Here is a 12,667-nt window from a genome sequence, read left to right on the forward strand (position 1 = left end):
CCATGTCGGTGCTGCGGCTGCTCCTGATTCTTCCGCTGGGCGTCGCGGGGTGCACCGGGTCCGCGCCGGACCCGGTCGTGCGCCCGCCCTCCACGGCGTTGCTGACCGTTTCGGATCTGCCCGCCGGCTTCGCCGAGGCGCCCGCGCTGCCGGTCACCGCACTCACCTCGGAGCCGCCCGGCTGCGCACCCGCGATGAACCGCCTGGAGTTGCAACCGATGACCGCACCGGGCGTGCACGAGTCCCGGGTCAACTTCGCCGACGCCGCCGGGTTCGCCCGGATCCAGGAGATCCTTCTTCGGTACGACGATGACGGCGCCGCCGGCCGCTTCGTCGACGAGACCCGCGGGATGCTGGCCTCCTGCCGGTCCTACCTGCTCAGTGACGGCACCGGCCCGCAGTTGCAGGTGACCGTCACCCCGGCGGCGACCGGTGTCGGCGCGGCGATCGAGGCGCGGGGCCCGGGCTACTCGGTCCACGAGAACCTGGTCGTCGCGCGCAGCGGCCCCACGGTGATCCTGCTGATGCACAGCGGCCCGGAGCCGGTCGACGCCGCGCTGACCGAGCGCCTGGTCACCACCGCTCAGCACCGCGCCACCGCGCCGAACTGACCCGCCCCGCCTCCTCGTGAGGACCCGTGCGGTGGCGGCGCGCCTGCGGGCATCGGCTGGTGCTCAGGGGTGCCTCGAAGCCTTTGAGGCACCCCTGAGCACCAGCCGGGAGCCGTCAGGTCGGGATGTTGCGGACGTTGGCCTTGGCCAGCCGCAGCACGTCACCGACGCCGCCGGACAGCACGACCTTGCCCAGGGCCAGGGCGAAGCCGCGCGCCTCGGCGAACGTCACGTGCGACGGCACCTCGAGGGCATCCTTGGTGGTGACCACGTCGAGCAGCGCCGGCCCGTCGTGCGCCAGCACCTCGGTGATCGCGGCCCGCAGGTCGTCCGGGTCGGTCACCCGGCGGGTCAGGAAACCCATCGGCGCGGCGATCGCGGCGTAGTCGACCTCGTCGTGGTCGGTCTCGAACGGCGGGTCGCCGGCCACCAGCATCTCCAGCCGGACCATGCCGAGGCTGGAGTTGTTGAACACCACCACCTTCACCGGCAGCCGGTGCGTCTTGACGGTGAGCAGCTCGCCGAGCAGCATGGCCAGCCCGCCGTCGCCGGAGAACGTGATCACCTGCCGGTCCGGTGCGGCGATCTGGGCACCGATCGCCATCGGCAGCGCGTTCGCCATCGAGCCGTGCACGAACGAGCCGAGGATCCGGCGCTGTCCGTTCGGGGTCAGGTACCGGGCGGCCCAGGTGCAGCACATGCCGGTGTCGACGGTGAACACCGCGTCCGGTGCGGCCAGCTCGTCGAGCAGTCCGGCCAGGTACTCCGGGTGGATCGGGGTCTGCTGCTTGGTGGCCGTACGGTAGGCGTCCACGTTGTGCTCGAGGCTGTGCTCGGTCTTGCGCAGCATGGTGTCCAGGAACGACCGGTCGGTGCGCTCGCGCAGCAGCGGCAGCACCGCCCGCAGGGTCGTACCGACGTCGGCGGCGAGGCCCTGCACCAGCGGGGTGCGCCGGCCCAGCCGCGCCGGGTCGATGTCGATCTGCACGGTCTTCTGCTGCGGGAGGAACTCGTCGTACGGGAAATCCGTTCCCAGCAGCAACACCAGATCGGCCTCGTGCAGCGCCTGGTAGCAGGCGCCGTAGCCGAGCAGCCCGGTCATCCCGACGTCGTACGGATTGTCGTGCTGCAGCACGTCCTTGCCGCGCAGCGTGTGCCCGACCGGCGCCTGCAACGTCCCGGCCAGCGCGAGCACCTCGTCGCGCGCCCCGGCGCAGCCGATCCCCGCGAAGATCGCCCCGCTCGGCGGCGTTCAACCGCTCGGCCAGCTCGTGGATCGCGGCCGGGTCGGCCACGGTCAGCGGCCGGGTGGTGACCGTGGCGCTCTCCAGCGCCTCGCCGGCACTGTCCGCGGCGAGCACGTCACCCGGCAGCACCAGCACCGACGCACCGGCCTTGCCGATCGCGTTCTGCACCGCGAGCCGGGTGCAGCGGCTCAGCTGCTCCGGCGTCGACACCGTCTCGCAGTAGTGGCTGGCCTGCTGGAACAGCTCCTGCGGCCGGGTCTCCTGGAAGAAGCCGGAGCCGACCTGCTTGCTGGCGATGTGCGAGGCCAGCGCCAGCACCGGCGCGCCGGAGCGGTGCGCGTCCATCACCCCCTGGATCAGGTGGGTGTTGCCCGGGCCGCAACTGCCCGCGCACACCGCCAGCTTGCCGGTCAGCTGCGCGTCGGCCGACGCGGCGAACGCGGCCGCCTCCTCGTTGTGCACGTGGACCCAGTCCAGGCCGCCCTTCGCGGCGCCGCCGCTGCGCCGGACCGCGTCGCTGAGGGCGTTGAGGCTGTCCCCGACCAGCCCGTAGATCCGGGTCACCCCGGCCTGGACCAGCAAACTGACAAGATCGTCTGCAACTGTGGTTCCCATGCCTCCAGCCTGCCGCCGATGACCCGGTCCGTCATCTGTTGGTTGACCTATCGCGCCAAAGCGGTCCTGTTTCCCTCCGGGCCGCCTCTCGTTTCTGGTCCGCCGCTTGTCTCCGGGACATCGATTGTTTCCGGGCCGCCGCTTGTCTTCGGGACGCCGCTTGTCTTCGGGACGCCGCTTGTCTTCGGGACGTCGTTTGTCTTCGGGCCGTCGTTTGTTTCCGGGCCGTCGCTTGTCTTCGGGCCGTCGCTTGTCTCCGGGTCGCCGCGCAGGTGGCGCACGGCGTCGGAGGCGGCCCGGGCCAGCAGGGACGCGTCCGAACCCACCCCGACGAAGCGGAAGCCCAACGCGGTGTAGGCCAGTGCCTGCAGCTGGTCACCGGCCAGGATCCCGGCGGCGATCCCGGCGTCCTTCGCGGCCGCGAGGACCTGGTCGAGAGCGGCCAGGAACTCCGGCGCGTCGAACCGGCCCGGGCAGCCCAGGTCGGTGGAGAGGTCGCGGGGGCCGACGAAGAGCACGTCCACACCGGGCACCGTGGCGATCTCGGCGGTCGCGGTCAGCGCGCTGCGGCTCTCGATCTGCACGATGCCGACCACGCCGTCGTTCGCGGTGTCCAGGCGGTCCGGGCGCAGGCCGAAGTCGTACACCCGGTTGTAGGTGGCGACGCCGCGGTCGCCCTCCGGCGGGTAGCGCAGGTGGCGGACGGCCGCGCGGACGTCGCCGACCGAGTCCAGGCGGGGGAACATCACGCCGGCCACCCCGGCGTCGAGCAGCCGGCCGGTGCGGATCCGTTCGGCCGACTCGACCCGGGCCAGCACCGGGATCCGGCGGGCCTCGCCGGCGAGCTGCTGGTGCAGCAGGGCACGTTCGTCACCGCCGCCGTGCTCGAGGTCGACGAGCAGCCAGTCGAAGCCGGCCACCGCGCACGCTTCGGTGGCGAGCGCCGAGCCCAGCCCCAGGAACGTACCGAAAAGGGTGTCTCCGGCGGCGAGCCGGTCGCGCAGCCCGTTCATCGCCAGTGGTCCGCTTTCCTCCGGGCCGCTGGTGTCGCGGGCGCTCATCGGTTGCGGCCTGACAGTTGCTCGACGCCGCGCAGCAGCACGCCGTGGTCCAGGCTGCCGTGGCCCAGGTCGCGGACCGCCTCCATCAGCTGGGCGACCAGCTCGCCGAGCGGCAGGGCCACCTTCGCGGTGCGGGCCGCGTCGAGCACGATGCCGAGATCCTTGTGGTGCAGGTCGACCCGGAAGCCGGGGGCGAACCGGCGTTCCCGCATCGCGGCGCCCTTGCGGGCCAGCACGGTGCTGCCGGCCAGCCCGCCGCCGAGCACCTCCAGGCCCAGCGCGGCGTCCACCCCGCTCGCCTCGAGCAGCACGATCGCCTCGGCGACCAGCTCGATGGTGCCGGCCACGACGAGCTGGTTGGCGGCCTTGACCAGCTGACCGGAACCGACCGGTCCGACGTGCACGATCGTGGTGCCCAGCGCCTCGAAGATCGGCCGGGCCCGCTCGAACGCGCCGGTCGCGCCACCCACCATGATCGACAGAGTGGCCTCGACGGCGCCCTGCTCGCCGCCGGAGACCGGGGCGTCCAGCGCCTGCAGACTGGCGGCGCCGGCCGCGGCGGCGACCAGCCGCGCGGTATCCGGGCTCACCGTGCTCATGTCGATGATCAGAGCACCGGGCGCGGCGTGCCGGATCACCCCGTCCGGGCCGTGCATCACCGCGGTCACGTCGGGGGAGTCGGGCAGCATGGTGATCACCGCGTCCGCGCCACGGACCGCGTCCGCGATCGTCACCGCGCGCCGCCCGCCCACCGTGACCAGGCGATCGGTGCCGTCCCGCCGGCGGGTGTGCCCGGCCACGTCGAAGCCGGCTTTCACCAGGTTGTCCGCCATCGGTGCGCCCATGACGCCGAGACCGATGAAGCCGATCTTCCGCATGCTCACCTCGTCCACATATGTAGATGCGTGTTGTGTAGTTGGATGCCGCTCAACATAGGAAGAAGCGACGGGCGGGTCAAGTGCCATTTATGTACGAGGATGAATGCTAGGCTCGGCGCCCACTCAGATGGAGGAGGGCTCCGATGCGCATCCTGGTCACCGGCGGGGCGGGCAAGGTCGCCACATCACTGCGGTCGCGCCTGGTCGCCGACGGGCGGGTCCTGCGGCTGTTCGACCTGGTCCGGCCGTCCGAGATCGAGGGTGCCGGGGCACTCGCCGAGGAGGTTGTGCTCGGCTCGCTCACCGACCCGGACGCGGTCGCCGCCGCCTGCCAGGGGGTGGACGCCATCGTGCACCTCGGCGGGCAGAGCAAGGAGGCCGACGCGGACGAGGTGCTGCGCGCCAACGCCCTCGGCACCTACCACCTGCTGGAAGCCGCCCGCCGCCAGGGCATCACGAGGTTCGTCCTGGCCTCGTCGTCACACGCGGCCGGTTTCCACCCGCGCGACGTCGCCACGTATCCGGACGGGTTGCCCGCCGGCCTGCCGCCACGCCCGGACACCCTCTACGGCTGGAGCAAGGCCGCCGTCGAGTCCCTGGCGAGCCTCTACGCCGACCGGTTCGGGCTGGACCTGATCTGCGTACGCATAGGTCTGTGGTTTCCCACGCCGCCGCAGAACCGCGGCCTGGCCACCTGGCTCTCCCCGGACGACGGCGCCCGCATGATCGAGGCGTGCCTGTCCGCGCCCAGCCCCGGCTTCCGGATCATCTGGGGCGTCAGCCGCAACACGCGGCGCTGGTGGTCGCTGGCCGAGGGCGAGGCGCTCGGCTACTTCCCGAAGGACGACGCCGAGGTGTTCGCGGCCGAACGCATCGCCGAGTTCGGCGAACCGGACTTCGATGTGGACCCGGACCTGAACCGCGTCGGCGCCTGGTGGTGCGACTGGCCGCTGGGTCAGCGCATGGGCTGACCAGGGCGCTTATCGGGTCAGAGGTCGAACTCGCCGGCCTTGGTGCCCTCGAGGAAGGCGTCCCACTCGGCGGGGGTGAACAGGAGGGCGGGGCCGGAAGGGTCTTTCGAGTCCCGCACGGCGACGACGCCGGGCAGGTTGCCGGCCACCTCCACGCAGTTGCCGGACGAACCCGAACGGGTGCTCTTGCGCCATGCTGCGCGAGACAGGTCCATCGCCCGACTCCTCCTTCTACGTAACCAAATCGGCAAAGATCTTGCTGATAGTAGCCCGGGTTTCTTTGGGTCCCAGCGACAGCGCCTGCAGTTGCTCGTATGCCGCAGAATACGCGGACACTTCACCCGGACGCTCCAGATATAGGGCGCCGGTGAGCGTGTCGACGTAAACCATCCGATCTTCCACCGCGTCCGGGTACGGCTCGGGCAGCGGCGGGAAGTCCAGGATGACAAAACTGCCGTCGAAGCCGACCCCGGCGGCGTACGGCAGCATGAGGATCTGCACGTTGGTCTGCTCGGACGCCTCCAGCAGCCGGTCGAGCTGCTGCTTCATCACCGCGGGGCCGCCCACCAGCCGGCGCACCGCGCCCTCGTCGACGACCACGCGCAGGTGCGGCGGGTCGTCCGAGTTCAGGATGGCCTGCCGTTCCAGCCGCAGGGCGACCTGGCGCTCCACCTCGTCGTCGCGCATCGGGACCGGGGCACCTTGGAACGCGGCCCGCGCGTACTCCTCGGTCTGCAGCAGCCCGGGGACCATCTGGCACTCGTAGGTGCGGATCACCGAGGCCTCGGACTCCATCCCGACGTAGGTGGAGAACCAGTCCGGCAGCACGTCGCTGTAGCGCTGCCACCAGCCGCGCTGCTTCGCCTGCCGGGCGACGGCGATGACCGCCTCGGCCTGGTCGCCGGTGACCCCGTACACCCCGAGCAGCGCCCGGACGTCGTTCGGGTGCGGGCGGACCTCGGCGCTCTCGATCCGCGACAGCCAGCTCGCGTCATGGTCCACACTGCGCGCCGCGTCCGCGGCGGACAGCCCCGCGCCCGCCCGGAGCTGCTTGAGCGTGAGGGCGAGGCGTCGCCTCCTGACGGTGGGACTTTGGCGTTGGGTCACACGCTGCATCCTCCCGGTCCGCTCCTCGTGCGGGCAACATGACAGTCATTCGCAAATTGCAAATGTGCCGACCTGTAATCCGCATATTGCGGATTTCATGGGTCCGTGCAACGGTGGGCTGATCGGCTCGTGTCCCCCATCCCCCGCAAGGAGAAGCGATGCGTGAGCACCACCCGGTGCGGGTGTGGTTCAGGCCCTGGAGCATGCGATGTAGCTGCGGTTGCCGCTGGTTCCCGTGCCCCGACGCGGCGACCGCGGAGTCCCCGCCGGTCACGCAGTCGCTGGGCATGCCCACGCCGGACGGGAACGGTCCGGCCGCCTGCTGCGTGCCTCTCCGGGTGAACCGGCACCCCGTGACCGAGGCGGAGCGATGGCGCAGCCGACGGCGGTGATCACGCAGGTCCACACGCCCGGCCGCCCGTCCTGGGACTGCGTCGCGTGTGAGCAGTTGTGGCCGTGCGACCCGGCCCGCGAGGCGATGAAGGCCGAGATGGCCGCGACGCCGCTGGCCATCCTCATGTGGAGCATGCTCGACGAGGCCGTCCGCGACCTCCCGCCGACCCCGGCCACCGAGCTCTTCGAACGCTTCGTCAAATGGACCGGCTAGCCCGCTCCAGGCGCGACGGCGTGGCCGTTCACCGCTGACGGGCGGTATCTTCGGCGGTATGAGGGCTGAGACATCTCTGACGCTGGATGCGGCCAGTATGCCGCTGGCCAAGGCCTGCGCGGACGCGGAGAATCTGGACGTCGGGCAGTGGCTGGACAGGGCTATCCGCAACGAGGCCGCTCGCGGCGACGTTCAGGTCATCGCGGCCTGGGAAGCGTCGCTTTCCTCCGATGACCAGGCAATCCTCGCCGCTCTGGACGCTGACGACCGCGGGACGGACCTCTCGGTGTGATTCGCGGCGAGGTTTACGAGTACACGATCGGCAACATGCGGGCCCGGATCGTGGTCGTCTCCGCGAATCCGTACAACCCGCAACGAGCCACGTTCGCGGTGATCCTCGGTGCCGACGTGCCGACCCCGAAGTCCCCGTCGTTGGTGCCCTTGGCCGCGGGCGACCCCACACGCGGAACGATCGACATGACGCGCTTGCGACCGCTCACCCGAGAAAATCTCGGCGCCAGAATAGGCCGACTGACCCGCACCACCTTGCTAGCGGTCGACGACGCACTACGGACGTATTTGGGCCTGTAGGGGAGCCCTCTGCTTGTGGCAGTCTCGGCGCGAGTTCCCACCCTATAGACGCTGGATCAACCACCTCGTTGACACGGGTCGCGGTGGCGGGTCGGTTACTAGGTCTGCTCTCATGACTACTCCTTCAGGCCGGTGACCGGCGGTGTATCCGGCGCTGCAGCGGACTTTGCGGATCCGTACGTCTCCAAGGTTGTGGGTCTGCCGCCGGGCCGTGCCGGTGTCGCCCGGATGAACGGCCCTATTCAGAGGCCGTCCTCAGCGATGGTGGGGAGCACCGCCACGATGAAATCGGGCTGTGCAGGGTGGGCGATGCGGCGCTGCTCCCAAAACCAACGATCGGAAAGGGGGCAGGCGGGGTCGAAATCAGCATCGTCGAACAGCGTCGAACGGCGTTCAGCAGCGTCGGGCGACGGCGGCTGAGCCGGACGAAGCTGTGTTTGTGCTTGTCAGCCGCATGACCGGACCACGTTCACAGCGGAGTGGTCACTGGTTCGATCGGGCCTGTCGGGTCGCGGGTGGCGAGCGTGCTCGTCGCTGGTCGGGCGGGTACTTCGTTGATACAGGTATGCCGGGAGCGAAGCGTCGTACGCCATCGGTGGTGGTGAGGGAGCCCAGGGCGGCGCCTCTGTCGGAGGAGGACCGGCAGCAGGCGGTCGCCGCGCTTGCCGTCATGATCGGCGAGTGGTGGTCGGGTGACCATGGCCGGAGCGCCGTTGTCGATGGATTGGACCAGGGCGGCGGCGCTTCGGCGGGTAGTGGCCGCTGAAACGGTCAGGGTGTGCGGTGCCGGCCGGCCGATAGCGTGACGATTAGGCCTTGAGCTGCGGGCATGCGGCTCGAATTTTGTCACGTGTGGTCCAACTATGGTGCTGGTCCTTCGCGTCAAGGAGGGTTGAGGACCCGGCGTTCGGACAGGTCGGGCAGGTGTCGAGCTGCGGTGATGAAGTCGTTGTCGTCATGCAGGACAGTCAGGCCGCCGACAGCGGCGCAGGCGCAGATCAAAAGATCCACGCAGGACAGTGCTCGGTGCGCGCCGGCTCGAAGCAGGCGGTACTGCGCTGAGTCCACCCATTGCCATGCGCTCTTGGGTACCGCGACGTCCGGATACAGATCGGCGAACATCGAGGTCATTTCTTCGTACTCGTCCAGTCCGCGAGCCGAGCGGCGGAACTCTGTGCGCTGCGGGCGGCACGATCCGATGGCGTGGTCCGAGATGACATCGGCCCAGGACTCGCGGAGCGCATCGTCGCGTAGGATTCGCCAGACCGCGGACGAGTCGATCAGATACTGAATCACTCTGCTGGCGTCTTGCTCGCGCGGTGCAGGTCCTGCCAGCCTTCGTAGTCCCAGCCCCGGGCGGCCGTCGCGTGATGATCGAGCGCCGCGATCCGCCGATGGCGGGCCGCGTACTCGCGTAGTGCCAGGTTGACCGTTTCCTTCTTGCTCTTGGCTCCGGACAGCCGCATCGCCTCGGCGAGGGCCTCATCATCCAGGTCGATTTGAGTGATCGCCACGTGCGCCCCCTTGTTGGTGATGTGTGGGTACGTCAAACATTACCAACATTCCGCGGCCGTGATGACTGCTCTCATGCGTTGTTGCGTGGCTGTGAGTCAGTTCGGCGACTTTCGTTCAAGGCGGACGGGCAGCGCGCCGGCATCGTCGGCGGTAGGAACAAGCCTGCGGATGGGATGTACGTCGTTCACGACGGGTCGGGGATGCATCACCGCTGCTGTTCTTGCGCGGGGCGGCGGGTATCGGTGGATCATGGAAGTCGATGGTCCGCGGCGGTCGCCGCCGCGACATGGATCTCGGTCGATCACCATCGCCTGCCCGGGTCAGGCGATGCGTCGACGCACGGCCGTTAGCGTGACGATGGGGCCCTGAGCTGCGGGAATACGGTTCGGATTCTGCCACGTATGGTCCACGAGTAGTTTGAGCTGCGAAAAGGTCCACCGCGATGATCCAATGCGGTGGACGTCGTAGTCGCGGCTGGGCGCTGGCGCCGAGTATTTCCGCACCTGAGTGCATCACTGAGAAGTCCAGCCGGGCGCAGGCAGTCCTGTGGTTCACGCCGTGGGCAACGAGCGCGACCATGGATGTCGGCCCCCGCCACCTGAACCCGTTCTCGCCGTTCAGCGATTGGCGTTGCGTAACGCGCGGAAGAGCTGTCCCAGGCGCTGACGATGGTGCAGGGCTATCTCGGTGGGGGCTTCGCCGGCGATGAGGCGGCGCGCGTTGTCGGTCAGCACCGTGGTGTAGCCGGATACGAAGAAGGCGGCGAGCAGGGTGCTGTCGCCGTCGAAGCCCGGATCGCGTTCGAGTTCGTCGGTCAGCAGGTGCTGTAGGTCAGCGGCCAGTTCTCGTGCTCGTGCGATGAGGGGCGTGGAGCCGGCCACGGTGCGGAAGAACGGGGTGGATTCGGCGGCGATGCCCGACAGTCCGTGGTGGTCCCCGGCCAGGCGCAGCGTCAAGGCCTCCAGCGAGTCCAGCACATCGGTTCCCGCGGGGCGATCGCGGACCGCTGAGCGCAGCATCTGCATGGCGTCCTCGGCCCGGTCGAGCAAGAGGTCTTCCTTGCGCGGGAAGTGCTTGAACACGGTGACGGCGGAGACTCCTGCCGCGCGTGCGACGTCGGCCACGGTGACGGCGTCGAACCCCTGGTCAAGGAACAGCTGGGTGGCGATCTGCGAAATTCGCGCACGTGTCTGCGGTCCCCCGCGGGCATCGGTGCGTGGCATGTGACCCCTTCCGTAGCTGCCGTCAGCATAGTGGTTGTGCAACTAAGCTTAGTGAACTAACTTAGTGGCATGTTCACTGCTGAGGCACGCCTCCCGATACGGCTCGACCCGAGCAAGGAGATCCGCCATGCCTGATGTCCTGCCGCGCCCACCGTTCGACCCCGAACTCGGGGTGTTCCTCACCGCCATGCACGAACGCGGCCCGCTCACCCTGACCACCGACATGCTGCCGCGCATGCGGGCGCTGGACCTGACCGAACAGGCCCTCGACGACCGGCTGAAGGCCCACGGTTGGCAACGCCGCACCCTGACCGTCCCCGGCTACCAGGGTGCCCCCATCAACCTGGCGGTCATCAGCCGTATCGGGCGCACCGGCCCGGCAACATGCTTCTACACCATGCACGGCGGCGGCATGATGTTCGGCCACTACCTCGGCAACCTCGACTCCTACGACGACTGGCTGCTTGTCCACGACGATGTCGTCCTGGTCAGCGTCGACTACCGACTCGCCCCTGAGCACCCCGACCCCTATCCGGTCGAGGACTGCTACGCCGGCCTGCTGTGGACCGCCACCCACGGCGACGAACTGGGCATCGACCCCGCGCGTATCGTGCTGGTCGGACAGAGCGCCGGAGGCGGACTCGCCGCGGGCACCGCGCTGCTGGCCCGTGACCGGCAAGGGCCACCACTGTTCGGCCAGATCCTGATCTCCCCGATGCTCGACGACAGTGACTCGACCGTCTCGACCCGCCAGATCGACGGCGTCGGCATCGCCGACCGCGCCATGACCCGCTTCGGCTGGACCGCCTACCTCGGCGGTCGGCGCGGCGGCGACGACGTGTCCATCTACGCCGCCCCGGCCCGTGCCACCGACCTGACCGGCATGCCACCGACCTACATCGACTGTGCCAGCGCCGAAGTGTTCCGCGACGAAACCGTGGCCTACGCCAGCGGACTCTGGCACGCCGGAATCGACACCGAACTACACGTCTGGCCCGGCGGATTCCACGGCTTCACCAGCATGATGCCGCAAGCAGCACTGTCCCGGGCCGCTACCGCCGCATTGGCGACCTGGACCGCCCGGCTGCTCGCTGGACGACCTGCCGCCGACGCGCGAGTCGGGTAGCGGCCGGCGGCGGGATCACCGTCAAATGATCAACAGGACCCTGTGGCGGATCGAGAACGCTGCGAGGTGAGACCGGACAACCGACCGGTACGGGCCTGCGGAGGCGTGCTACGACCGGTTCTCGCGCTGGGAATAGGACTTGCCTCGATCATGAAGAACGTGGCGACCAAAGATCGCTGGGCGTACAGCGCATGCTGGCGATCGGATGTAATCACGGCATCTGGAATCCTGAGGGTAGGTATGAAGACCTGATGAGGTCGGCTCGACAACACTTGGCTCCATGAGAGGTGCCGCCTGATGAAACTCTGTTCCTTTGAGTTCGCGGTGGATAACGGCATGTTGACTATTGGTGCGGCCGAGGCGGCGGATGGTGAACAGCCGACGCTGGAGGATTTGCCGGCTGTCGCGGCCACCCAGTTGTTCATGCGATGTCGGCAGCAAATAGCTCCCGTGCGCGTCGGGTTCTGGCGCGGCGAGGCGCCACCGAGTTCGTACGAGATACTTTCGGTCAAGATAACGCTGCCGCATGGTTTGCTGACTGTAGGTGAGACCTTCCTTCGCCCCTATCTGTCGTGGCCTGTCTGTGCGGCGGGTCAATCTGTTGATGTCCGCATCGGAGTCGACGACGAAGATGACGCCGCAAGTGTGACCGTCTTGATCTATGCGGTAGGTGCCCGGCTCCCCTCATCTCGGGACCGTGCGCACCTGGTCCGAGCCCTGGCCGAATATGACCAGCTGGAAAAACTCGACGTCGTCACCGCGGAGCACAGCTTTCCTCTCGAGCGGTTCAGCTCGGCATTTCATATCATCCGGCACGGTGTCGCGTCGGGTGCGGCCGGTGGTCGGGTCCGGTATGGAGTTCAGACAATTGTTGAATGGATGCGTTGGCTGAAGGCTGATATCTCGAGAGAAAATCTGGAAGGCGTTGATGGTTTGATCATGAGCCGGGTCGGCTTGAACGTATCGCCCGATCAGGCTGCGCGTGAGATACTCGCGGAGTTTGCTGGAAGGCTCGGGGTGTCGCTGGAAGAACTGCTTTTTGCCCGCAGATGAGATCTTTCTTGACCGCGTTTTGGAACGTTTACGCGGAGTAGTCAGTCGTCAGGCCCCTGCCC

The 12,667-nt window shown here is 68.6% G+C and carries 16 protein-coding genes and 1 pseudogene; 8 read left to right on the top strand and 9 right to left on the bottom strand.

Annotation, left to right across the window (positions count from 1 at the left end; genetic code table 11):
* The first annotated feature begins 2 nt into the window (after positions 1-2).
* Positions 3-611: a sensor domain-containing protein gene (locus tag Apa02nite_RS39080; RefSeq protein WP_203829541.1), complete on the top strand. Its 609-nt coding sequence runs from the start codon at positions 3-5 to the stop codon at positions 609-611.
* A gap of 115 nt (positions 612-726) precedes the next feature.
* Here Apa02nite_RS39080 and Apa02nite_RS51455 read toward each other — a convergent pair whose 3' ends face one another.
* Positions 727-1,806: a thiamine pyrophosphate-dependent enzyme gene (locus tag Apa02nite_RS51455; protein WP_239164848.1), complete on the bottom strand. Its 1,080-nt coding sequence runs from the start codon at positions 1,804-1,806 to the stop codon at positions 727-729.
* Between the two features lie 122 nt (positions 1,807-1,928).
* On the opposite strand from Apa02nite_RS51455, the gene Apa02nite_RS51460 reads away from it, so the two are divergent.
* Positions 1,929-2,081, top strand: coding sequence for a hypothetical protein (locus tag Apa02nite_RS51460; protein WP_239164849.1), 153 nt, complete (start codon positions 1,929-1,931; stop codon positions 2,079-2,081).
* 92 nt (positions 2,082-2,173) lie between these two features.
* On the opposite strand, the pseudogene Apa02nite_RS51465 reads toward Apa02nite_RS51460, so the two are convergent.
* The 3 genes and pseudogenes from Apa02nite_RS51465 to Apa02nite_RS39095 form a co-directional block, all read right to left on the bottom strand.
* A pseudogene (locus Apa02nite_RS51465) lies at positions 2,174-2,473 on the bottom strand (thiamine pyrophosphate-binding protein); the annotation flags it as partial.
* A 47-nt stretch (positions 2,474-2,520) separates the two neighbouring features.
* A complete protein-coding gene (locus Apa02nite_RS39090; protein WP_203829542.1) occupies positions 2,521-3,534 on the bottom strand; it encodes an HpcH/HpaI aldolase family protein in 1,014 nt (337 codons plus the stop codon).
* Positions 3,531-4,499 carry a 2-hydroxy-3-oxopropionate reductase gene (locus Apa02nite_RS39095; RefSeq protein WP_203829543.1) on the bottom strand — a complete coding sequence of 323 codons (969 nt, stop codon included), beginning with the start codon at positions 4,497-4,499 and terminating at the stop codon, positions 3,531-3,533. Before Apa02nite_RS39095 ends, Apa02nite_RS39090 begins: the two co-directional genes overlap by 4 nt.
* Positions 4,500-4,555: 56 nt before the next feature.
* Here Apa02nite_RS39095 and Apa02nite_RS39100 point away from each other — a divergent pair, with 56 nt between their 5' ends.
* The gene (locus Apa02nite_RS39100; RefSeq protein ID WP_203829544.1) at positions 4,556-5,383 is read left to right on the top strand and encodes an NAD-dependent epimerase/dehydratase family protein; all 828 of its coding nucleotides are present in this window, start codon (positions 4,556-4,558) and stop codon (positions 5,381-5,383) included.
* Between the two features lie 17 nt (positions 5,384-5,400).
* On the opposite strand, the gene Apa02nite_RS39105 is transcribed toward Apa02nite_RS39100, so the two are convergent.
* Complete coding sequence (locus Apa02nite_RS39105; RefSeq protein WP_067691322.1) at positions 5,401-5,598, bottom strand: DUF397 domain-containing protein; 198 nt, start codon at positions 5,596-5,598, stop codon at positions 5,401-5,403.
* Positions 5,599-5,614: 16 nt separating this feature from the next.
* Positions 5,615-6,490 (bottom strand): helix-turn-helix domain-containing protein, encoded by an 876-nt coding sequence (locus Apa02nite_RS39110; protein ID WP_232344169.1) that lies wholly within the window; start codon positions 6,488-6,490, stop codon positions 5,615-5,617.
* A 370-nt stretch (positions 6,491-6,860) separates the two neighbouring features.
* Between Apa02nite_RS39110 and Apa02nite_RS39115 the strand changes: the two genes are divergently transcribed.
* Genes Apa02nite_RS39115 through Apa02nite_RS39125 form a run of 3 tightly spaced genes read left to right on the top strand, consistent with a single transcriptional unit; the run spans position 6,861 to position 7,688 of the window.
* Positions 6,861-7,097: a hypothetical protein gene (locus Apa02nite_RS39115; RefSeq protein ID WP_203829545.1), complete on the top strand. Its 237-nt coding sequence runs from the start codon at positions 6,861-6,863 to the stop codon at positions 7,095-7,097.
* A 58-nt stretch (positions 7,098-7,155) separates the two neighbouring features.
* Positions 7,156-7,389 (top strand): hypothetical protein, encoded by a 234-nt coding sequence (locus Apa02nite_RS39120; protein WP_203829546.1) that lies wholly within the window; start codon positions 7,156-7,158, stop codon positions 7,387-7,389.
* Positions 7,386-7,688 (top strand): type II toxin-antitoxin system PemK/MazF family toxin, encoded by a 303-nt coding sequence (locus Apa02nite_RS39125; RefSeq protein WP_203829547.1) that lies wholly within the window; start codon positions 7,386-7,388, stop codon positions 7,686-7,688. Before Apa02nite_RS39120 ends, Apa02nite_RS39125 begins: the two co-directional genes overlap by 4 nt.
* Positions 7,689-8,570: 882 nt before the next feature.
* Here Apa02nite_RS39125 and Apa02nite_RS39130 read toward each other — a convergent pair.
* From Apa02nite_RS39130 to Apa02nite_RS39140, 3 genes are all read right to left on the bottom strand, one after another.
* On the bottom strand, positions 8,571-8,984 hold the full coding sequence (locus Apa02nite_RS39130) for a PIN domain-containing protein (protein ID WP_203829548.1): 414 nt from the start codon (positions 8,982-8,984) through the stop codon (positions 8,571-8,573).
* A complete protein-coding gene (locus Apa02nite_RS39135) occupies positions 8,981-9,202 on the bottom strand; it encodes a type II toxin-antitoxin system VapB family antitoxin (RefSeq protein ID WP_239164851.1) in 222 nt (73 codons plus the stop codon). The genes Apa02nite_RS39130 and Apa02nite_RS39135 overlap by 4 nt, the downstream gene beginning before the upstream one ends.
* Positions 9,203-9,820: 618 nt before the next feature.
* Positions 9,821-10,426 carry a TetR/AcrR family transcriptional regulator gene (locus Apa02nite_RS39140; protein ID WP_203829549.1) on the bottom strand — a complete coding sequence of 202 codons (606 nt, stop codon included), beginning with the start codon at positions 10,424-10,426 and terminating at the stop codon, positions 9,821-9,823.
* A gap of 127 nt (positions 10,427-10,553) precedes the next feature.
* Between Apa02nite_RS39140 and Apa02nite_RS39145 the strand changes: the two genes are divergently transcribed.
* Entirely contained in the window at positions 10,554-11,552 is a 999-nt protein-coding gene (locus Apa02nite_RS39145) for an alpha/beta hydrolase (protein ID WP_203829550.1), read from the top strand.
* Between the two features lie 297 nt (positions 11,553-11,849).
* Entirely contained in the window at positions 11,850-12,605 is a 756-nt protein-coding gene (locus Apa02nite_RS39150; protein ID WP_203829551.1) for a hypothetical protein, read from the top strand.
* Positions 12,606-12,667: the final 62 nt, after the last annotated feature.

The sequence above is a fragment of the Actinoplanes palleronii genome (assembly GCF_016862315.1).
Taxonomy (GTDB): domain Bacteria; phylum Actinomycetota; class Actinomycetes; order Mycobacteriales; family Micromonosporaceae; genus Actinoplanes; species Actinoplanes palleronii.